The 19,715-nt window shown below is 60.7% G+C and carries 19 protein-coding genes; 12 read left to right on the forward strand and 7 right to left on the reverse strand.

All coding sequences use genetic code 11. The annotated features are described in order from the left end of the window. Positions 1 to 176: 176 nt before the first annotated feature. On the reverse strand, positions 177 to 1,571 hold the full coding sequence (gene argH, locus GIW48_RS22315) for an argininosuccinate lyase (RefSeq protein ID WP_008439335.1): 1,395 nt from the start codon (positions 1,569 to 1,571) through the stop codon (positions 177 to 179). Positions 1,572 to 2,075: 504 nt separating this feature from the next. Between argH and GIW48_RS22320 the strand changes: the two genes are divergently transcribed. The 7 genes from GIW48_RS22320 to GIW48_RS22350 all read left to right on the forward strand — a co-directional run bounded on the left by GIW48_RS22320 (position 2,076) and on the right by GIW48_RS22350 (position 8,474). Further along, positions 2,076 to 2,822 carry a LytR/AlgR family response regulator transcription factor gene (locus GIW48_RS22320; RefSeq protein WP_017135002.1) on the forward strand — a complete coding sequence of 249 codons (747 nt, stop codon included), beginning with the start codon at positions 2,076 to 2,078 and terminating at the stop codon, positions 2,820 to 2,822. 139 nt (positions 2,823 to 2,961) lie between these two features. After that, complete coding sequence (gene hemC, locus GIW48_RS22325; protein ID WP_017135003.1) at positions 2,962 to 3,903, forward strand: hydroxymethylbilane synthase; 942 nt, start codon at positions 2,962 to 2,964, stop codon at positions 3,901 to 3,903. After that, complete coding sequence (locus GIW48_RS22330) at positions 3,900 to 4,649, forward strand: uroporphyrinogen-III synthase (RefSeq protein ID WP_138451795.1); 750 nt, start codon at positions 3,900 to 3,902, stop codon at positions 4,647 to 4,649. The genes hemC and GIW48_RS22330 overlap by 4 nt, the downstream gene beginning before the upstream one ends. A 41-nt stretch (positions 4,650 to 4,690) precedes the next feature. Continuing rightward, positions 4,691 to 5,806, forward strand: a complete 1,116-nt coding sequence (locus GIW48_RS22335; RefSeq protein ID WP_138451793.1) for a uroporphyrinogen-III C-methyltransferase — start codon at positions 4,691 to 4,693, stop codon at positions 5,804 to 5,806. Positions 5,807 to 5,811: 5 nt separating this feature from the next. Continuing rightward, positions 5,812 to 7,053 (forward strand): heme biosynthesis protein HemY, encoded by a 1,242-nt coding sequence (locus GIW48_RS22340; RefSeq protein WP_138451791.1) that lies wholly within the window; start codon positions 5,812 to 5,814, stop codon positions 7,051 to 7,053. Between the two features lie 231 nt (positions 7,054 to 7,284). Continuing rightward, entirely contained in the window at positions 7,285 to 7,806 is a 522-nt protein-coding gene (locus tag GIW48_RS22345; protein WP_017135006.1) for a disulfide bond formation protein B, read from the forward strand. 209 nt (positions 7,807 to 8,015) lie between these two features. Then, positions 8,016 to 8,474, forward strand: coding sequence for an Rsd/AlgQ family anti-sigma factor (locus GIW48_RS22350; protein WP_017135007.1), 459 nt, complete (start codon positions 8,016 to 8,018; stop codon positions 8,472 to 8,474). A 53-nt stretch (positions 8,475 to 8,527) separates the two neighbouring features. Here GIW48_RS22350 and GIW48_RS22355 read toward each other — a convergent pair whose 3' ends face one another. Next, entirely contained in the window at positions 8,528 to 9,205 is a 678-nt protein-coding gene (locus GIW48_RS22355; RefSeq protein WP_170036738.1) for an FKBP-type peptidyl-prolyl cis-trans isomerase, read from the reverse strand. Between the two features lie 192 nt (positions 9,206 to 9,397). Between GIW48_RS22355 and GIW48_RS22360 the strand changes: the two genes are divergently transcribed. Continuing rightward, the gene (locus tag GIW48_RS22360; RefSeq protein ID WP_236490679.1) at positions 9,398 to 10,540 is read left to right on the forward strand and encodes an AlgP family protein; all 1,143 of its coding nucleotides are present in this window, start codon (positions 9,398 to 9,400) and stop codon (positions 10,538 to 10,540) included. Here the strand turns inward: GIW48_RS22360 and GIW48_RS22365 are convergent. Next, positions 10,537 to 10,998, reverse strand: coding sequence for a TIGR02444 family protein (locus GIW48_RS22365; protein ID WP_017135229.1), 462 nt, complete (start codon positions 10,996 to 10,998; stop codon positions 10,537 to 10,539). The two genes, GIW48_RS22360 and GIW48_RS22365, sit on opposite strands and share 4 nt — an antisense overlap. A 50-nt stretch (positions 10,999 to 11,048) precedes the next feature. On the opposite strand from GIW48_RS22365, the gene GIW48_RS22370 reads away from it, so the two are divergent. The 3 genes from GIW48_RS22370 to GIW48_RS22380 all read left to right on the forward strand — a co-directional run bounded on the left by GIW48_RS22370 (position 11,049) and on the right by GIW48_RS22380 (position 14,252). Then, entirely contained in the window at positions 11,049 to 12,959 is a 1,911-nt protein-coding gene (locus GIW48_RS22370) for an ATP-binding cassette domain-containing protein (RefSeq protein WP_056860786.1), read from the forward strand. After that, positions 12,959 to 13,531, forward strand: a complete 573-nt coding sequence (locus GIW48_RS22375; RefSeq protein WP_169988013.1) for a mechanosensitive ion channel family protein — start codon at positions 12,959 to 12,961, stop codon at positions 13,529 to 13,531. The genes GIW48_RS22370 and GIW48_RS22375 overlap by 1 nt, the downstream gene beginning before the upstream one ends. Positions 13,532 to 13,619: 88 nt before the next feature. Beyond that, a complete protein-coding gene (locus tag GIW48_RS22380; protein WP_017135232.1) occupies positions 13,620 to 14,252 on the forward strand; it encodes a LysE family transporter in 633 nt (210 codons plus the stop codon). Between the two features lie 153 nt (positions 14,253 to 14,405). Here GIW48_RS22380 and GIW48_RS22385 read toward each other — a convergent pair whose 3' ends face one another. Genes GIW48_RS22385 through GIW48_RS22400 form a run of 4 tightly spaced genes read right to left on the reverse strand, consistent with a single transcriptional unit; the run spans position 14,406 to position 17,549 of the window. Continuing rightward, on the reverse strand, positions 14,406 to 15,146 hold the full coding sequence (locus GIW48_RS22385; RefSeq protein WP_099550282.1) for a penicillin-binding protein activator LpoB: 741 nt from the start codon (positions 15,144 to 15,146) through the stop codon (positions 14,406 to 14,408). A gap of 3 nt (positions 15,147 to 15,149) precedes the next feature. Further along, entirely contained in the window at positions 15,150 to 15,737 is a 588-nt protein-coding gene (gene lpoB / locus GIW48_RS22390; RefSeq protein WP_017135234.1) for a penicillin-binding protein activator LpoB, read from the reverse strand. Positions 15,738 to 15,772: 35 nt separating this feature from the next. Then, positions 15,773 to 16,144: a YcfL family protein gene (locus GIW48_RS22395; RefSeq protein WP_017135235.1), complete on the reverse strand. Its 372-nt coding sequence runs from the start codon at positions 16,142 to 16,144 to the stop codon at positions 15,773 to 15,775. A gap of 10 nt (positions 16,145 to 16,154) precedes the next feature. After that, on the reverse strand, positions 16,155 to 17,549 hold the full coding sequence (locus tag GIW48_RS22400; protein ID WP_099550283.1) for a COG3014 family protein: 1,395 nt from the start codon (positions 17,547 to 17,549) through the stop codon (positions 16,155 to 16,157). Positions 17,550 to 17,817: 268 nt separating this feature from the next. Between GIW48_RS22400 and GIW48_RS22405 the strand changes: the two genes are divergently transcribed. Further along, entirely contained in the window at positions 17,818 to 19,713 is a 1,896-nt protein-coding gene (locus GIW48_RS22405; RefSeq protein ID WP_017135237.1) for an FTR1 family protein, read from the forward strand. The last annotated feature ends 2 nt before the right edge of the window (positions 19,714 to 19,715 follow it).

Below are 19,715 nucleotides of genomic sequence, written 5' to 3' on the forward strand. Positions count from 1 at the left end.
GCGTCTGTTTTTGGGGCTGCTTCGCAGCCCAACGCAGGACAAGCCTGCTCGCCACAGGAGAAATAGGCTGCTTTTAAAAGTTGTGTAGATACCTATGCTCATCGCAGGCAAGCCAGCTCCCACATTTTGAATTGTGAACCCATTCAAGTGTGGGAGCTGGCTTGCCTGCGATGCTTTTAGCGGCTGGCGAGCAGTGCCTGGCCGCGCACAACGGCTGCCTTGACCTGCGCCGGCGCAGTGCCGCCCACGTGGTTACGGGCATTCACCGAGCCTTCAAGGGTCAGCACGGCGAACACGTCCTGCTCGATCTGGTCGCTGAACTGGCGCAGTTCTTCCAGGCTCATTTCCGCCAGGTCCTTGCCGGTGTCCACGCCGTACTTCACAGCATGGCCGACGATTTCGTGGCAGTCACGGAATGGCAGGCCACGGCGCACCAGGTAGTCCGCCAGGTCGGTGGCAGTGGAGAAACCGCGCAATGCCGCTTCACGCATGATCGCGTGCTTGGGCTTGATCGCCGGGATCATGTCTGCAAACGCACGCAACGAATCGCGCAGGGTGTCGGCAGCGTCGAACAGCGGCTCTTTGTCTTCCTGATTGTCCTTGTTGTAGGCCAGAGGTTGGCCTTTCATCAAGGTCAGCAGGCCCATCAGCGCGCCGAACACACGGCCGCTCTTGCCGCGCACCAACTCCGGTACATCGGGGTTTTTCTTTTGCGGCATGATCGAGCTGCCGGTGCAGAAGCGGTCCGGCAGGTCGATGAACTGGAATTGCGCACTGGTCCACAGCACCAGCTCTTCGGAGAAGCGCGACAGGTGCATCATCGCAATGCTGGCGGCGGCGCAGAATTCGATGGCGAAGTCGCGGTCCGACACGCCGTCCAGGGAGTTGCCGCCCACGGCGTCGAAACCCAACAGCTGCGCGGTGTATTCGCGGTCGATCGGGTAAGTGGTGCCGGCCAATGCCGCGCTGCCCAACGGCATGCGGTTGGCGCGCTTGCGGCAGTCCACCAGGCGCTCGTAGTCGCGGCTGAGCATTTCGAACCAGGCCAGCAAGTGGTGGCCGAAGGTCACAGGCTGCGCGGTTTGCAAGTGGGTGAAACCGGGCATGATGGTGCCGGACTCACGCTCGGCCTGCTCCAGCAGACCTTTTTGCAGGCGGGTGATTTCGGCCAGGATCAGGTCGATCTCGTCGCGCAGCCACAGGCGGATATCGGTGGCCACCTGGTCGTTACGGCTGCGACCGGTGTGCAGTTTCTTGCCGGTCACACCGATGCGGTCGGTGAGGCGCGCCTCGATATTCATGTGCACGTCTTCCAGGTCGACGCGCCAGTCGAACGTGCCGGCTTCGATCTCACCGCGGATGGTGGTCAGGCCGTCGATGATGCTGTCGCGCTCGGCGTCGGTCAGCACGCCGACCTTGGCCAGCATCGTGGCGTGGGCGATCGAGCCCATGATGTCGTGGCGGTACAGGCGCTGGTCGAAGGTGACGGAGGCGGTGAAGCGCGCGACGAAGGCGTCGACGGGTTCACTGAAGCGGCCGCCCCAGGACTGGTTGGTCTTGTCGGTGCTCATGGATTCGCTCGTGATCTGCTTAAAAAGAGGCGTGGAGGTGTGCCGCCGATAATAACAGGGTTGCCCGTTGAGGCGATGCTACGGGTGATCGGCATTTTTATTTGCGCCAAGGATGGCTAAGTGCCTTGCCGCCGAACGCATCCGGGACGAGACTGGGGGCAGGCGTTAATTGAAACGATATTTGACGATTGAGCAATATCGTCTCAGCGAGCGTCTACAGTTGCACTGATAGAGCGTGAATGCACCAAAGTCGGGTGATGCGGTCATAGCCCAGACTATCCATTAAAAAAGGGGGGTATTCGGATTGTGTATCAGCAAACCCTACGACGATGCCCAAAGGCAGCAGGTCTTGGGCGCAATTGAACAGGTCCGGGTAAATTTGGGTGCCGCTGCCGGGGCACTTTTTGCCGCTCGCGCTAGTCTTAGCGTGGATCGCTGTGACGCAAGTCACCGCACCTGTCTACGCTATCCTTGTGCGAGACTCACGCAGGAATCCAGCGCAATATGAATGTCCTGATCGTTGATGACGAACCCCAAGCCCGCGAGCGACTGAGCCGTTTGGTCAGTGAACTCGAGGGTTATACAGTCCTTGAACCGAGCGCCACCAACGGCGAAGAGGCGTTGACGCTGATCGACAGCCTCAAGCCGGACGTGGTGTTGCTCGATATCCGCTTGCCGGGCCTTGATGGCCTGCAAGTCGCCGCCCGTTTGAGTGAGCGAGAATCGCCACCTGCCGTGGTGCTGTGTGCCGCTCAAGAAGAGTTTTCCACCGAGACCCTGGAAGCCAGCGGTGTCAGCTTCATCGTCAAGCCGGTGGCGGGTGAAGCATTGCTCAAGGCCCTTAAGAAGGCCGAGCGACCAAACCGCGTGCAACTCGCTGCGCTGACCCAGCCGGCCGCCCAAAGTGGCAATGGGCCGCGCAGCCATATCAGCGCGCGGACCCGCAAGGGCATCGAACTGATCCCGTTGGACCAGGTGGTCTACTTTATTGCCGATCACAAGTACGTGACCCTGCGTCACGAGACCGGCGAAGTGTTGCTCGACGAGCCGCTCAAGGCCCTTGAAGATGAGTTTGGCGACCGCTTCGTGCGCATCCACCGCAACGCACTGGTGGCGCGCGAGCGAATAGAACGCTTGCAGCGCACGCCTTTGGGGCACTTTCAGTTGTTCCTTAAAGGGCTTAACGGTGATGCCTTGATCGTCAGCCGACGTCATGTCGCCGGCGTGCGCAAGATGATGCAGCAGCTTTAGCCCAAGGGCTGTAGCGAGGCCTGCATTCCGATATCCCGGTGCGACGTGGCCAGGGAGGCCCCGCACTTGCTGATTCAAATCAAAGCGTGTTTGCCTGAGCTGTTATTATCTGCCGTATCTATTCAGTACGGATTGATCCATGTCCTCTCGCGAAATCCGCATCGCCACTCGTAAAAGCGCCCTGGCCTTGTGGCAGGCCGAATACGTCAAAGCACGCCTTGAACAGGCTCATCCCGGCCTCAAAGTATCCCTGGTGCCCATGGTGAGTCGCGGCGACAAGCTGCTTGACTCACCCCTGTCGAAGATCGGCGGCAAGGGCTTGTTCGTCAAGGAACTGGAAACCGCGCTGCTCGAAAACCAAGCCGACATCGCCGTGCATTCGATGAAAGACGTGCCCATGGACTTCCCCGAAGGCTTGGGCCTTTTTTGCATCTGCGAGCGTGAAGACCCGCGTGATGCCTTCGTCTCCAATACCTACGTGTCCCTGGATGACCTGCCGTTGGGCAGCGTCGTCGGCACCTCCAGCCTGCGTCGTCAGGCGCAATTGCTGACCCGTCGCCCGGACCTGCAGATTCGTTTTTTGCGCGGCAACGTCAACACCCGATTGGCCAAGTTGGACGCCGGCGAATATGACGCGATCATCCTTGCGGCTGCCGGCTTGATCCGCCTGGGCTTCGAAGACCGCATCACCTCAGCCATCAGCGTCGAAGACAGCTTGCCAGCCGGCGGGCAAGGCGCAGTCGGTATTGAATGCCGCACCGCCGACAGCGAAATCCATGCCTTGCTCAAACCCCTCGACCACCACGACACCGAAGTGCGTGTCACTGCTGAACGTGCCCTCAACAAGCACCTCAACGGTGGCTGCCAAGTGCCGATTGCCTGCTACGCGGTGCTTGAAGGTGAAAACCTCTGGCTGCGTGGCTTGGTCGGTGATCCGGACGGCGGCACGTTGCTCACCGCCCAGGTGCGTGGGCCACAACGTGACGCGACCGCCTTGGGTATCCAGGTCGCAGAAGAGTTGCTGGGCAAGGGCGCCGGCGCCATTCTGCAAAAAGTCTACGGCGAGGCCGGCCCGCAGTGACCGATTGGCGCGTGCTGCTGACGCGGCCCGCTGAAGAGTCGGCGGCCGTGGCTGCGTTGTTGGCCCAAGCTGGTATTTTCAGCAGCAGCCTGCCGTTGCTGGATACCGAAGCTTTGCCCGCCACGCCCGAGCAACGGGCTGTTTTTGCTGACCTGGGCCGCTATAGCGCGGTGATTGTGGTGAGCAAACCGGCTGCACGCCTGGCTGTGCAGCAATTGCAGCAGCCCTGGCCATCGTTGCCGTGGTTCAGTGTGGGCGCTGCCACTGCGCAGGTACTGGCCGATCACGGTCTCAACGTTCACTATCCGCAAACCGGAGACGACAGCGAGGCCTTGCTTCAATTGCCGGCCTTGCGCGAAGCTGCCGCGCAGCCCGGTGCCCGGGTGTTGATCCTGCGTGGCGAGGGCGGCCGGGAGTTGCTGGCTGAGCGTTTGCGTGAGCAAGGTGCTAGTGTCGATTATCTGGAGTTGTATCGTCGTTTCCTCCCGGCTTACCCCGCCGGGGCGCTGATGCAACGCATCCAGTTGGAACGCTTGAACGGCCTGGTGGTCAGCAGTGGGCAGGGTTTTTTACACCTGCAAGCCCTGGCCGGCCCCGATTGGCCGAAGGTGGCTCAGCTGCCGTTGTTCGTGCCCAGCCCTCGCGTGTCTGAAATGGCGCGGGCCGCTGGTGCAGAAAAAGTTGTGGATTGTCGCGGCGCGAGTGCCGCGGCTTTGTTAGTGGCGTTGCGCAGCGCTGCCTCATAAGGCATGCGGCGCCCACTCTCTGATACGCAAAGGACGGATACGTGAGCGAAACAACCTTGCCTAAAGATGACACCCAACCCGCACTTGATGCGCCGGTTGAGTCGCAGGTCGCCGCGCCACGCCGTGGCAATGGCCTGGCGGTTGTGGCCCTGTTGCTCGGTGCCGCAGGCGTCGCCGCCGGTGGCTGGGGGATCTGGCAGGTCCGTGCCCTGCAAGCCAGCAGCCAGCAGCAGCTGGGCCAGGTACAGACCCTTGATGATCAATCCCAATCTCTCAAGCAAAGCCAGCAACAGCTGGCGGCGCGCCTGGCACAGTTGCCTGGGGCGGACGAGCTTGAGGAGCGCCGCCGCCTGGTCGCCCAATTGCAGGGTGACCAGCAGCGTCTGAGCCAACGCCTTGAAACCGTGCTGGGCGCCAGTCGCCAGGACTGGCGCCTGGCTGAAGCCGAACACCTGATCCGCCTGGCCAGCTTGCGCCTCTCTGCCTTGCAGGACATCAACAGCGCCCAGTCACTGGTCCAGGGTGCTGACGAAATTCTGCGCGAACAGAGTGACCCAGGCGCCTACGCCGCCCGCGAGCAGTTGGCCAAGAGCCTTGCCGCGCTACGCAGTACCGAGCAACCCGACCGCACCGGTTTGTACCTGCAACTGGCGGCACTGCGCGATCAGGTCGTAGCGCTTGCGGCTATCGCACCGGAGTATCAGCTCACTGAACCTGCGTCCGAAGGGCGCTCGACCACCGATACGGAAAATCGCCTGAGCCAGTGGTGGGAGCAGATCTCTCGTTACTTCCGAATCGACTTCAACCCCGATGACAACATTCGCCCGTTGCTCGCCGGCCAAGGCCTGAATCAGGTGCGCCTGGCGCTGAGCCTGGCGCTGGAGCAAGCCCAGTGGGCCGCACTTAACGGCGAAACGGCGGTGTACAGCCGCTCGCTGGGTGAAGCGCGCAGCGTGCTGCAGGACAACTTCAATCAGGACAACCCGCAGAGCAAGGCGATGCTGGCGCGCATTGCCGAGCTCGAGCCCAAGGCGGTTTCGGTGGTGACGCCGGACCTGGCCAGCAGCCTGGCCGCAGTGCAGGCCTATCTTGAGCGCCGTCATCTGTCTGCCGATGAAGCCAAGGCGTCGGCGGGCACGCCGGCGACCCAGGAGTAGAGCCGATGAAGCGTTTTTATGTGATCCTGGTGTTGGCGGTTGCGATCGCTCTGGCACTGGGCGTGGGTATTTCGAAACACACCGGCTACGTGCTGATTACCTATCCCCATCTGCTGCATTACGAGTCGAGCCTGTGGGCCACGCTGGTGGCGGTGTTTGCCGTCTTTCTGGTGATCTACCTGCTGCGTGTGCTGCTCAGCTTGCTCACCACCTCCGGTGGCGTAGTCAACCCGTGGTCGCGGCGTAACCGCAGCCGTCGTGTGCAGATAGCCATCGAGCAAGGCCAGATGGACCTCGCCGAGGGCCGCTGGGCCAGCGCCGAACGTCACCTGCACCGCGCTGCTGAAGCCGAGCGTCAGCCGTTGTTGTACTACCTCGGCGCCGCACGTGCTGCCAACGAACTGGGCCGGTATGCGGAGTCCGACGGTTTGCTGGAGCGTGCCTTGGAACGCCAGCCACAGGCGGAACTGGCTGTGGCCCTGAGCCATGCGCAACTGCAGATGGACCGTGGCGACACTGAAGGTGCGCTGGTGACGTTGCAAGCGATGTACGAGCGTCACCCACATAACGCGCAGGTCTTGCGCCAATTGCAGCGTCTGCATCAGCAGCGGGGCGATTGGCCGTCGGTGATTCGCTTGTTACCCGAACTGCGAAAGGACAAGGTGCTTCCCGCTCCCGAGCTGGCTGAGCTTGAGCGCCGTGCCTGGGGTGAAAACCTTGGGCTGGCGGTCGAGCGTGAACAGCAGGGCGAAGCCGGGTTGCAGTCTTTGGAGAGAGCGTGGGAGCAACTGACCTCCGCCCAGCGCCAGGAACCGCAACTGGTGTTGGCTTACGCTGAGCAACTGCGTCGGCTGGGTGCTGACACCAAGGCCGAAGAAGTGCTGCGTGGCGCAATCAAGCGCGGCTATGACAGCCATCTGATCCGGCTTTACGGTTTGTTGCGTGGCAGTGACCCGGGCCGTCAGCTGAAATTTGCCGAAGGCTGGCTCAAAGACCATCCGGGGGATGCCAGCCTGTTGTTGACACTGGGTCGCCTGTGTCTGCAAAACAGTCTGTGGGGCAAAGCACGCGACTATCTGGAAAGCAGCCTGCAAGTGCAGCGTAATCCCGAAGCCTGTGCCGAGCTGGCGCGCTTGCTGGCCCAACTGGGCGACACCGAGCGCAGCAACCAGTTGTTCCAGGAAGGTCTGGGGCTTCTGGACAGCCGCTTGCTGGCATCACCGCTGCCGGTGCCTGCGCGAGTGTAGGAATGAAGGTCAAGGTTGGCCGGACCTTTCTGAGGGCCAACCTTTCTTTATCGCGTAAAACCCGGGCGCTAAAGCTCTACGTAGCAAATTCCTACCGCCAACTGCTTGAAGTCATCCAGGTTCTGACGGCATATCCCCAGGCTGTTGCGGAATTGTCTGCTCTGGCGCGTATTGAAAGGAGTCAGGCCTTTACTCTACCGTAAGAGTCTATCTCCTGCGGTACGGATGACAATGTCTTTGGCCCCTTCACGCTCTCTGTTTCTCCTGGCGTTCTTGGCTGGTGCGCTGACGTTGGGTGCGTCTTTTTATCTTGAGTTCGGCGCGCTCTTGCGTCCTTGCTTCCTGTGCCAGGTGCAGCGCATCTTTTTGGCCGCATTCACTCTGATTAACCTGGCTGCGGCGATTCATAACCCAAAACGTTCAGGGGTCTACCTATACGGGTTGGCCAGCATGGGCTGCGCAATGCTCGGGGCCATCACTGCGGTACGCCAGGTGCTGCTACAAAATGCCGCGCCGGAGCAGGCCAGTGATTGCTGGCCCAGCCTTCACTACATGATTGAAAACCTGTCGTTATGGCAAGCACTGCAACTGACTGTAAAAGGCACCGTGGACTGCGTAGAGCTCAACTGGACACTGTTTGACCTGAGCCTGCCCGAATGGAGCCTGTTGTTCTTTTTGGCGATGCTGGTGCTCGGCATCATGCAGTTTTCACGATTGTTGCCGGGCCGTCGCTTGCACCCTGCGAGGTATTGAAAATTCGCCGTAATGTGTAGGACGGGATTAAACACTTGTATGAACTTTCTCTCCTGCGTACCTTGAAGCCATAGTCATGCGGGCATAATCTGGCCCGCACGCGTTATAGAAACCGTTTGTGACATGCGGCCTTGTCCGGCTCCCGCCTCAATGTTTGAGGTGTTGCGCGGGCACAGGCGGCAGCGCCCCTATAGGGAAGAGAGATCACCATGCTGGAAAGTTGTCAGAATGCTCAGGAACGCTGGGGTGGAGTGCACAAGCTGATCGACAGCTGGTTGAAGGCACGTCACGAACTGGTTCGAGCCTTTGATGCTCTTGGCGCCAAGCCCGAGGCACTGGCTGAGAATCGCAAACCGTTGCAAGAGTTCTGCGGCGTGCTGATGGATTACGTATCTACGGGCCACTTTGGTGTCTACGATCAACTGACCAAGGAGGCTAAAGCCTTTGGCGATGATCGAGGGTTGGAGCTGGCTGATACTATCTATCCGCGCTTGGAGGCTATCACTGAGAAGCTCGTTGCCTTTAACGACCTGTGTGATGCGGGCAAGTGTGTCATTGAGAAATTCAAAGAGCTGGGTGGGTTGCTGCATGAGCGCTTCGAGTTGGAAGACTGCCTGATCGAAGTGCTGCACAACGCTCACAAAGAAGAGTCGGCCGCCCAGGCTTGACCCTCAGAGTGAGATAAAAAAACGGTGCGCATGGCGCACCGTTTTTTATTGGGTCAGTGGCGAGTGCCGAGCAATTCGATCTCGAACACCAGTGGCGTATACGGCGGGATCAACTCACCCGCACCGTCGGCGCCATAGGCCTGGGCGGAGGGAATTACCAAGCGCCATTTCGCGCCTACCGGCATCTGCTGCAGCGCGCTGCTCCAACCACTGATCACACTGTCCAGGCGAAACCATTGGGGCTGAATGCTCTTGTCGAAGACTGTCCCATCGGGCAGCCGTCCTACGTAATTTACGTGCACCTCATCACTGGCCAGCGGTTTGCTGCCGTTGCCGGGTGCCAGCTCGGTTAGCAGGATGCCATCTGCCAGTTCACGCACGCCGCTGACGGATTTTTCCTTGGCTAAAAACTGCTGTTCGGCAGCGAGGGCTTTTTCGCTTTGTGGAACCTCGGCGTCGGCAGCGTTTTGTGCTTCGTGTTGCGCAAGGATCTGTTCGATGCGTGCATCGTCCAGCGCCAATGGCTTGCCCTGATAGGCTTGCTTGAGGCCATCGAGCAGGGCTTGGATCTGCAGGTCGGGAACCTGCTGGCGCAAGCGCTCGCCGAGGCTTGCGCCCAAACTGTAGGCAAGGTCGTGTGGGTCTGGGGCGGTGGTTTTGGACGGCGATTGCTCGCCTGCATTGGCCACGCCAATCGCCAAGCCAAGCACTAAAAAAAGATAACGCGACATGCTGTTTCTCCCGCCGAAAGTGCGACGGATTATGCCAGTGTGAGTGGGCAAAAAGTGCCGCAGTTTTTTGTTATATCGATAAGAATTTACTCACGGTGCAACGCAAGGCAAACGATACTGTCAACATGCCCTAGCGGCGGTAAGAGCAGAGGGCTAGTATGAGCCGCACCCACGTCAGCCAGGAGGTAAACCATGTCGGCCAAACAGAAGCCTGTTAATACCCCGTTGCATTTACTCCAACAACTTTCGGGCAGCTTGCTCGAACATCTGGAAAGCGCATGTTCCCAAGCGTTGGCCGATGCAGAAAAACTGCTCGCCAAACTGGAAAAACAACGCGGTAAAGCGCAAGAAAAGCTGCACAAATCCCGCACCAAACTGCAAGACGCCGCGACTGCCGGCAAAGCCAAGGCACAAGCCAAAGCCAAAGACGCGGTCAAAGAACTTGAGGACCTGCTGGACGCTCTCAAGGATCGCCAAGCTGAAACCCGCACTTACATTTCCCAACTCAAAAAAGATGCTCAGGAAAGCCTGAAACTGGCCCAGGGCGTTGGTCGAGTGAAAGAAGCTGTGGCTAAAGTATTGGGCGCCCGCACACCGGCAAAAGCTGCCGCGTCGAAAGCTCCAGCCAAGGCTGCGGCCAAGCCAGCTGCAAAAACTGCTGCTGCAAAACCAGCGGCCAAGCCAGCTGCTAAAACCGCTGCTGCAAAACCAGCGGCCAAGCCAGCTGCTAAAACTGCTGCTGCAAAACCAGCGGCCAAGCCAGTTGCTAAAACCGCTGCTGTAAAACCAGCGGCCAAGCCAGCTGCTAAAACCGCTGCTGCAAAACCAGCGGCCAAGCCAGTTGCTAAAACCGCTGCTGCAAAACCAGCGGCCAAGCCAGCTGCTAAAACCGCTGCTGCAAAGCCAGCGGCCAAGCCAGCTGCTAAAACCGTTGCTGCAAAACCAGCGGCCAAGCCAGCAGCTAAAACCGCTGCTGCAAAGCCAGCGGCCAAGCCAGCAGCTAAAACCGCTGCTGCAAAGCCAGCGGCCAAACCAGCGGTTAAAACCGCTGCTGCAAAACCAGCGGCCAAGCCAGCTGCTAAAACTGCTGCTGCGAAACCAGCCGCCAAGCCAGTGGCTAAACCCGCTGCTGCAAAACCAGCCGCTAAGCCAGCTGCCAAACCTGCTGCCGCTAAGCCAGCTGCAAAGCCAGCCGTTGCCAAGCCTGCTCCGGCCAAGCCAGCAACTCCGGCAGCCGCGCCTGCTACCCCGGCAGCGTCCAGCGCTCCAACCGCATCGGCCAGCAGCACCCCTGCACCGGTAGCGCCAAGCACCACCCCAACCAGCGCTTCCTAAGTGCGGGTGGCCACGACGCGCAGCTGCTGCAGCGCGTCGTGGTCAAGGTTGGCGGCTTCGGTCGCCAAGCCTTCCAGCCATTTCGGTTGACTCACTTCCCCAGTCGGCCATGCCTGCGCCAACGCTTCCAGGCGCGCTAACAATTCCCGTTCGGCCTCCAGCTCCAGAGCTTTGACTCGCTCGCGTAATGCCGCCAGAGGCATATCCTGTTGCGCCATGGCTCGCCATTGCATGCGCATCTGTCGTAACGGTTTGACCACCGTTTTTTGCCAAGGGCGTGCTAGCTGCTGCAGTGCCTGAATACGCGCAGGCTCAAGTGCAACGCCACGCTGCTCCAGCCAGGCGCCACACAGCAACAGGCACACATCCGCGCCGTGTTCCTGCAAGCGCAGGCAGGCGGCTTCGCACCCTGGGCGGGCGTAAATTGATAGGGCAAAGCTCCACAGGTCAGCGCACATATTCACACCCAAGCCAGCGGCCAACGAAGCTGGTAGACTCCGCCGCCATTATGATCCGACTTCAAAGCCTAACATTACAGCGTGGCCCGCAACGTCTTCTTGAAGACGCCGAGCTGACCCTGCACGCCGGTCACAAAGCCGGCCTGATCGGTGCCAACGGCGCCGGCAAATCCACGTTGTTCGCCCTGTTGCTGGGTGAGCTGACCCCGGATTCCGGGGACTGCTTGCTGCCGGCCGACTGGCGCATCGCCCATATGCGTCAGGAGATCGACACCCTCGACCGCATTGCGATCGACTACGTGCTCGATGGCGACCTGCGCCTGCGCCAGGTGCAACACGACCTGGCCGAGGCCGAGAAAGCCCAGGACGGCGCCGCTCAGGCCCGCCTGCACTCGGAGCTGGACAGTGCCGACGGTTACACCGCCGATGCCCGTGCCCGCAAGATGCTGGCCGGTCTTGGGTTTACCAACGAACAGATGGATCGCCCGGTCGCCGACTTCTCGGGTGGCTGGCGCATGCGCCTGAACCTGGCCCAGGCGCTGATGTGCCCCTCGGACTTGTTGCTGCTCGACGAACCGACCAACCACTTGGACCTCGATGCGATCCTGTGGCTGGAAGACTTCCTCAAGAACTATCAGGGCACGTTGTTGCTGATTTCCCACGACCGGGACTTCCTCGACGCCGTGGTCGACAACATTGCCCACGTCGAACAGAAGAAAATCACGCTGTACCGAGGCGGCTACACCGCGTTCGAACGCGCGCGCGCCGAGCGTCTGGCCCAGCAGCAACAGGCCTTCGAAAAGCAGCAGGCGCAACGTGCGCACATGGAAAGCTACATCGCCCGGTTCAAGGCCCAGGCCACCAAGGCCCGCCAGGCCCAGAGCCGGATCAAGGCGCTGGAGCGCATGGAAGAGCTGTCGGCGGCCCATGTCGATTCGCCGTTCGACTTTGTATTCCGTGAATCGGTGAAGATCTCCAGCCCACTCCTGGACCTGTCGGACGCCCGCCTGGGTTATGGCGACAAAACCATCCTGGAGAAGGTCAAGCTGCAGCTCACGCCGGGTGCGCGCATCGGTTTGCTTGGCCCTAACGGTGCGGGCAAATCGACGCTGATCAAGAACCTGTCCGGCGAGCTTGAGCCTTTGGCCGGCCGCCTGACCCGTGGCGAGAACACGGTGGTGGGCTACTTCGCCCAGCATCAGCTGGATTCCCTGGATTCCAAGGCGAGCCCGTTGCTGCACCTGCAGCGTCTGGCGCCGACAGAGCGCGAGCAAACGTTGCGCGACTTCCTCGGCGGCTTCGACTTCCGTGGCGCACGCATCGATGAGCCGGTGCTGAATTTCTCGGGTGGCGAAAAAGCCCGTCTGGCCCTGGCGTTGATTGCCTGGGACAGGCCGAACCTGCTGCTGCTCGACGAACCGACCAACCACCTGGACCTGGAAATGCGCCTGGCGCTGACCATGGCCCTGCAGGAGTTCAGTGGCGCGGTGCTGGTGGTGTCTCACGATCGCCACTTGCTCAAGAGCACTACCGACAACTTCCTGCTGGTGGCTGACGGCAAGGTCGAAGAGTTCGACGGCGACCTGGACGACTATGCGCGCTGGCTGACCGATTACCGCCTGCGCAACGCGCCGGTGAGTAATACGCCGGTGAACCCCGACAAGACCGACAAGAAGGCCCAGCGCCAGGCCGCCGCTGCCCTGCGCCAGCAGTTGGCGCCGCACAAGCGCGAAGCTGACAAGCTGGAAGCCGAACTGGGCAAGGTGCATGAGCGCCTGGCCAAAATCGAAACCAGCCTGGGCGACAGCGCCGTCTACGAGGCGGCGCGCAAGGACGAGCTGCGCGACCTGCTGGCCGAACAGGCCAAGCTCAAGGTGCGCGAAGGGCAGTTGGAGGAAACCTGGATGGAAGCCCTCGAAGTGCTCGAAACCTTGCAAGCGGAGCTGGAGGCGCTGTCCTGATGGAAGCGTTGCAGTTGCCGCTGCCGGCACAATGGATCGCGCCGATCTGGGTCGGCGTGCAGATACTGCTGATCCTGCTGGCGGGTTATTTCGCCCAGCGCTTCGTGGCCAAAGGCTTGAATCGACTGGGTGAACGCTACCCGTTCCCACCGCAGTTGCTGATGCCACTGCGTGGCGGCCTGCGCTGGCTGATCATGGGCAGTGCGCTGATTTTTGTGCTGGAGCGCCTGGGCGTTTCCGCCACTGTCTTGTGGACGGCGTTGTCGGGGTTTGTCGCAGTCGCGGCCGTGGCGTTTTTTGCCATGTGGTCGGTACTGTCCAACCTGCTGTGTGCGATTTTAATCTTCACTGTCGGGCCGTTTCGCCTCGGTGATATCGTCGAGCTGGTGGATACCGTCGACAAGCCGGGTGTAAAAGGCCGGGTGGTGGCGATTAACTTGCTCTACACCACATTGATCGAAGTGGAGGAGGCTGGCACTGACAGTGCGATGGTACAGGTGCCAAATAGTCTGTTCTTCCAGCGCTCGGTGCGACGTTGGCCAGGTACCCATATGTTTCCGGGTGACCGTTGACACTCAATGCGGGTAAAAATCTGTAGCCAGCCTTCACTCGGCGGAGTTAGCTTTAGGCACAACCGCTAATTCTTCTCCGAGGTGTGTAATGGCACTCGACACATGGCTTGCCTTTTTCCTGGCCAGTTGGATCATCTCTCTTTCCCCCGGCGCTGGTGCCATCGCTTCGATGTCCAGCGGCCTGCAATACGGTTTCCTGCGCGGCTACTGGAACGCCATTGGCCTGCAACTGGGCCTGGCGATGCAGATCGCCGTGGTGGCGGGCGGCCTGGGTGCCATTCTTGCGGCCTCTTCGACCGCGTTTTATGCGATCAAATGGTTTGGTGTGGCGTACCTGGTGTACCTGGCCATCAAACAGTGGCGCGCCTTGCCGATGGACATGAGCGAGGATGCGACGATACGCCCGATCGGCAAGCCAATGGCGATGATGTTCCGTGGCTTCCTGGTCAACGCCAGCAACCCCAAGGCCCTGGTGTTCATGCTGGCGGTTCTGCCGCAGTTCGTGAACCCGCAGGCGCCGCTGCTGGTCCAGTACCTGATCCTGGGCGCAACCATGATCAGCGTCGATATGATCGTAATGGCGGGTTACACGGGGCTTGCGTCGAAAGTCTTGCGGCTGCTGCGCACACCCAAGCAGCAAAAACGCATGAACCGCACGTTTGCAGGCTTGTTTGTGGGAGCTGCGGGGTTTCTCGCCAGTTTGCATCGCGCAACGGCTTGATTGACGAAAACCGGCTAAAAATGTGGGAGCTGACTTGTCGAGTCGTCGCACCGCTGCGATAGCATCACCGAGGTGTAACTGACGCACCGCAGTGTCTGCATCGCAGGCAAGCCAGCTCCCACATTTGTTATGTGTTGGCTTTGAAACGCGTGCTCAGCGCAGAATCTTCGGCGCTTCGTCCCTTGGCAGGTTATTGCGCAATGCAGGCTTGCCCGGGTCTGCGTAGCCACCTCCCAGCTGTTCCGCCAGTTGGCGCGCCACATCCTCACCCAAGGCTTTCGACACTTCCCGCACCACACGCGGCCGGTTCAGGCTCACACGCACGTCACGGTTGTTCACCAGCTTGGTGTCCTGGCCTTCACCCATGGCGGTAAATGCCGAGGTGATCTCGAAGGTGCGGGTATTGATCAGGCTGAAATCGGCCACCAACGTCAGGCCCAGCACTGCTGAGTAGCTGTTGGTGTGGTCCAGGGCGTTGATGTCCTGGGTGAAGTCGATGTCTGACAGCGTACCGAACAGCACATAGTCCGCGCCCTTGAAGTTACCGGCCTTGATGCGTTTGATCACATCATAGACGTCACCCTTGGCGTCGGCGGTGTAGGGCGTGCCCTGCACCAGCTGAAACTGGTGTGACTTGAGTATCTCGCCCTTGATATCGCCGCTGAATTTACGCAATTCAGTCTGTTCGATATAGCTGGTGCGGCTCTCGTACTCGCTGTAGGCCGAGGCACCGCTGGCGTTGTACGCGCTGGCCTGGAAGTTGTTGCTGGCCGACACCGCGTGGATGTACTCCTCGACGCGCGCCTCATAGGCCAGGTCGGTGACCGCGATCTTCGGGGCGGCCGAGGCGCCAAAGGCGCACAGCAGGCTGATCATGCCGATCCATGCACGCATTGCTTAGCGCTCCGTGGTCTTGCGGATTTCTTTCTCGTCCATCCATTCGGCCAGGCCGCTTTCAACGTCGATCAGTTGCAGGCTGAACTTGTAGAACACGTCCTTGTAGTCCGAGCTGCGCTTGACGATGGAGCTGATGGAACCTTCCAGGCGGTACTTGGCGGCGACCATGTTGCCGGTCTTGCTCACCGTGGATTTCTTGTACAGGCCGCTCTGGTTTTGCAGCTTGAGCTGGTCGACCTGGCTTTGCATGTCGGTGTTATCGCTGGCGAAACGCGCGGTGCCGGTTTTCATCAGCTGGGTCTTGATCGACGTGGTGATCTCGCGGGTATCGATGTACTCGCTGGTCTTGTTCTTCACGTCATAGACCTGTACCACCGGGCGGCCTTGCAGGATGCCGGACTGGGCCAGGGAGCGGGTCATGCTCTCGGCAATCATCTGCAGGTCGGTGGAGCCGAACTCGTTGGTCACCAGCTCCACGGCCTTGGAGTCGCCGTAGCTGATGTTCTTGCCGCCGAGTACCGGCGAGGTGTTGGAGCAACCGCTGGCCAGAAGGGCAACGAGGGCGAGAATCGAGAAGCGTGCAAACATGGGGAAATCTCTCTGAATACGGTTAGCGCAGCGGCTCAAGGGGTTTTCACTTCGAGACGGAAGTCAGCGGCCTGGGGCAGGTTGGCGATCGCAGGCAGGAACGTTGCCTGGTTGGCGTACAGGTTCAGCACTTTCCAGGTTTCTTCATCACCCACCGGGAAACCATCGGCACCCAGCCAGGCGAAGCGGTAATACATCATCTGGTTGCTGCTGGTGATGTTGCTCAACTGCACCTTGGCGGTCAGGAAGCCATTTTCGCGGGCCACGCGGATGGCGCCGACGGCGATGCCCTTGAACTTGCCCATCACCACGATTTTGCTGGCGGCGCTGCCGGGTTCCGGTGGCGGCGCAGTGGCGCAGCCGGCGAGCAGGACCAGCGCCAGGGCGCCGAGGATGAAATGACGCATAGCGTGCTCCTTAAGGTTGTTTGAGGGCGATAGCCTGGGTGGAAGTGCTCGGCACCACATGGGCTGCAAGGCCACCGGCGAACACCTGGTTGCCGACCACGCGCAGGGTGATGACCTGATAGCGCTGGTCGGCCTTGACCGTCACCCGCGTGCCGCCCAGTGCGTTGGGCAAGCTGACTTGGTGCTCGCCGTGCTTGAGGCGCAGGCGTGTCACTTGGGTCATGTCCGGCAGGGTGCGCCAGGTGCGGGTGTCGGCGCCTTCGGTCACGGCCGAGGCGATGCCCAGCACCAGCCCCGCCATGGGGTTGGTCTTGTTCAGGTTGTTTTGTGTCACGCCACGGCTGACCGCACGCACAGTGGTGCGCAGGATGATCCCCGGCATGTCGTCACGCAGGGCGCGGCGGGACATGGCGGTGGTGCTGTTGAGCACGGTGAGGTTCTGCTGTTTTCCGTCGACGCCGATCTGGCCGAAGGCCTGGGTGGAAGTGTCGGCCTTGATCACCGGGAACGACAGCGGGGTGATCACCAAGTGGCCGTCAATCGGAATCGGCAGCGGCAGGCGGATCGAGTCACGCGCCGGTGCCAGGCCACTCTGCACCACGATGAGTACATCGGTCTCGTCGGCGCCGACCTTGGACTTGTCCAGGTCCAACAACGCCTGTTCCAGCAGCGGTGTGTTGGGGCGCAACTCGGCAGCCTTGCGATAGCCCGGTGCAGCCAGGTCTTTTTCACCCAGGGCTTCGTAGACAAAGCCTGCCAGGTAATGGCTGAACGCACTCTGGTAACTGTTCTTCAGGCCGACCACTTCCGGCGCGTCCAGCGCTTCCACCGGGTAGCCGCGCAGGTCTTTGATCTGGGTAGTGACGCCCTGGCGCTCGGCTTCGTTTTCGCGCTTTAAGTATTCCTTGTCTCGCAGGTCGGCGATTACGGCTTCGCGCTCGTGGGTCTTCTTGATCTCGGTGCGGGCGCCGTCGAAATCATTCAGGGCCAGCAGGTTCAGGGCCATCTGGGTGGTCAGCATGACTTTTTCGTAGTCATAACCTTCGTAGCGACGCACCTTGTCGTTGACCAGGAAGCTGCCGAACTGGGCGAGGTACTTTTCGCTGTCGAACTTGACCGATTCTTCCCACTTGAACACTTGCAGGTCGGCGCTGCGCCAGGCGGTCTGGCTGCCGGTGAGGTCGCCTTTGGCGCGCAACAACTCGCCCTTTTCAAAGAAGTAGAGCAGGTCCTTGTCTTCGCCGGTGTTGTTTTTTTCCAGCAGGGTCAGGGCGCCGTCGACGTTACCGGTGGCCAACTGCTGGTTGGTGGCTTGCAGCTCGGTGTCGTAGCTGCGAAACATTGAACAACCGGAGAGCAAGGTAACCGCCGCCAGTGTGAGCGGGGTTAAGGCGCGAAATGCCATGCAAACTTCTTCCCTGAGAGTGATCGGCTGATGTGCAAATTCCTCATAAAAACGAGGAAATAAATTCCCTTTTGCAATAACAGGGCGCGGCATTATAGGCGTCATTGCTGGCAAAACAATGGCTTTTTGCCGCTGCAAGTGGCGCTGAGATGCCATTGCTTGTCTCTTGATTGCACGGGGCTCACAGGCGCCAAATCACGAACGCCTTGAGTCAAACGCTTTAAAATTCAACAATGTGTTACTTCGTATTTCCCTTTGAGATTCATTCATGATTGCCCCCATCCGTTTTCTCGCCTGGTTGCTGCTGCCAGCCTTGATGTCATGCAGCTTCAACCTGCTGGCCGCGACTGCCGAGGGCGCCCCACAAGCCCTGCATTTGTTGGACTACATTGGCGCTGACTACCCTCCGACGGTGGAGGCGGGCAAGGTTATCGATGAATCCGAATATCGCGAACAAGTAGAGTTTCTCGGGGTGTTGCAGGGGCTGGTGGCCGAGCTGCCGCAAAGGCCGGAGCGCGCCGAGTTGGTCAAGGGCGTCGACGAATTGTTAGCGGCTGTATCCGCTCACCAGGACGGCGCGACCGTCGCCCGCCAAGCCCGTCAGCTGGGCGCCAAGTTGGCGGTGGCCTATGAAGTCAGCCAGGCACCGGCTATCACGCCAGACCCTGCGCGGGGTGCGCCGCTGTACGCCCAGCACTGCTCGGTGTGCCACGGTACTGCCGGTGCGGGTGATGGCCCGGCGTCCACGGGCATGACGCCGCCGCCAGCGAACCTGCGCGATGCGGTACGTCTGGACCGCCTGAGTCTCTACGCGATTTACAACACGTTGGGCCTGGGTGTTGAAGGCACCGACATGCCGTCCTTCGCCGACCAACTGGATGACCGTCAGCGCTGGGACCTGGCCACCTACATTGCAGGCTTCACCGCCGACCCGGCTGCCGCCAAAAGCGAACAGCCTTTCAACCTTGCCGACCTCGCTCGCCAAACCCCCAACGAGGTGCTGGCAGCCAGTGGCCCAGCCGCTGCCGCGACGTTCCGCGCCCAGCGTGCGCAGCCGCCACAGGTCAAGCGTGGCCCGGCGCAGTTGCTCGACTACACCGCGACCACGTTGGACAAGAGCCTCGCCGCGTTCCGCAACGGCGATCACGAACAGGCCTATGACCTTTCGGTCGCAGCGTACCTGGAAGGCTTTGAGCTGGTAGAAAGCTCCCTGGATAACGTCGACGCCAACGTGCGTAAAGACACCGAGAAAGCCTTGATGGCCTACCGGCAGTCGTTGCAGGACGGCCTGCCGGTCGAGCAGGTGCAACAGCGCCTGGACGTGGCCAAAGGCAAACTCACCGAATCCGCCGGATTGTTGGGCAGTGATGGCCTGAGCTGGTCGCTGAGCTACATCTCTGGTTTGCTGATTCTGCTGCGCGAAGGCCTTGAGGCGATCCTGGTACTGGCGGCGATCCTGGCGTTCCTGCGTAACACCGGCCAGCAATCGGCGGTGCGCAGTGTCAACGTCGGCTGGGGTTTGGCGCTGCTGGCTGGCTTGGCGACCTGGGCACTGGCGGCATATGTGATCGACGTGAGCGGCGCCCAGCGCGAATTGCTCGAAGGCTGCACGGCGTTGTTCGCCAGTGTGATGGTGTTGTGGCTGGGCGTATGGATGCATGACCGACGCCACGCGGCGGCCTGGCAGGATTACATCAAGAGCAGCCTGGTCGGCGGAGGGGGGCGTTTCGGTTTTGCGATGCTGGCGTTTTTCTCGGTCTATCGCGAGCTGTTCGAGGTGATCCTGTTCTACGAAACCCTGTGGCTGCAAGCGGGCCCTGCCGGGCACAACGCGGTACTGGCGGGCGGCGCCACGGCGCTGGTGCTACTGGTAGGGTTGGCGTGGGTGATCCTGCGCGGCTCGGCGAAACTGCCGCTGGCGTTGTTCTTCGGTATCAACGCGGCGCTGCTGTGCGCGCTGTCGGTGGTGTTCGCCGGGCACGGCGTCAAGGCCTTGCAGGAAGCGGGCATCTTCGGCACACGGCCGGTGGCGTTCTTTGATTTCGACTGGCTGGGCATTCACGCCGATGCGTACTCGTTGAGTGCGCAGGCTGTGGCGATCCTGGCGATTGTGGTGCTGTACGGCCGCAGTCGCCTGGCCGAGAAGCGTCGAGTGGTGGCATAAGC

The organism is Pseudomonas sp. PA-6-3C (assembly GCF_021605825.1).
Lineage (GTDB): Bacteria > Pseudomonadota > Gammaproteobacteria > Pseudomonadales > Pseudomonadaceae > Aquipseudomonas > Aquipseudomonas edaphica.

Bases quoted from the DNA above. Each gene is read 5' to 3' on its own strand.
- argH (WP_008439335.1), bottom strand. From the start codon at position 1,571: ATGAGCACCGACAAGACCAACCAGTCCTGGGGCGGCCGCTTCAGTGAA.
- GIW48_RS22320 (WP_017135002.1), top strand. From the start codon at position 2,076: ATGAATGTCCTGATCGTTGATGACGAACCCCAAGCCCGCGAGCGACTG.
- hemC (WP_017135003.1), top strand. From the start codon at position 2,962: ATGTCCTCTCGCGAAATCCGCATCGCCACTCGTAAAAGCGCCCTGGCC.
- GIW48_RS22340 (WP_138451791.1), top strand. From the start codon at position 5,812: ATGAAGCGTTTTTATGTGATCCTGGTGTTGGCGGTTGCGATCGCTCTG.
- GIW48_RS22345 (WP_017135006.1), top strand. From the start codon at position 7,285: ATGTCTTTGGCCCCTTCACGCTCTCTGTTTCTCCTGGCGTTCTTGGCT.
- GIW48_RS22350 (WP_017135007.1), top strand. From the start codon at position 8,016: ATGCTGGAAAGTTGTCAGAATGCTCAGGAACGCTGGGGTGGAGTGCAC.
- GIW48_RS22355 (WP_170036738.1), bottom strand. From the start codon at position 9,205: ATGTCGCGTTATCTTTTTTTAGTGCTTGGCTTGGCGATTGGCGTGGCC.
- GIW48_RS22360 (WP_236490679.1), top strand. From the start codon at position 9,398: ATGTCGGCCAAACAGAAGCCTGTTAATACCCCGTTGCATTTACTCCAA.
- GIW48_RS22365 (WP_017135229.1), bottom strand. From the start codon at position 10,998: ATGTGCGCTGACCTGTGGAGCTTTGCCCTATCAATTTACGCCCGCCCA.
- GIW48_RS22370 (WP_056860786.1), top strand. From the start codon at position 11,049: ATGATCCGACTTCAAAGCCTAACATTACAGCGTGGCCCGCAACGTCTT.
- GIW48_RS22375 (WP_169988013.1), top strand. From the start codon at position 12,959: ATGGAAGCGTTGCAGTTGCCGCTGCCGGCACAATGGATCGCGCCGATC.
- GIW48_RS22380 (WP_017135232.1), top strand. From the start codon at position 13,620: ATGGCACTCGACACATGGCTTGCCTTTTTCCTGGCCAGTTGGATCATC.
- GIW48_RS22385 (WP_099550282.1), bottom strand. From the start codon at position 15,146: ATGCGTGCATGGATCGGCATGATCAGCCTGCTGTGCGCCTTTGGCGCC.
- lpoB (WP_017135234.1), bottom strand. From the start codon at position 15,737: ATGTTTGCACGCTTCTCGATTCTCGCCCTCGTTGCCCTTCTGGCCAGC.
- GIW48_RS22395 (WP_017135235.1), bottom strand. From the start codon at position 16,144: ATGCGTCATTTCATCCTCGGCGCCCTGGCGCTGGTCCTGCTCGCCGGC.
- GIW48_RS22400 (WP_099550283.1), bottom strand. From the start codon at position 17,549: ATGGCATTTCGCGCCTTAACCCCGCTCACACTGGCGGCGGTTACCTTG.
- GIW48_RS22405 (WP_017135237.1), top strand. From the start codon at position 17,818: ATGATTGCCCCCATCCGTTTTCTCGCCTGGTTGCTGCTGCCAGCCTTG.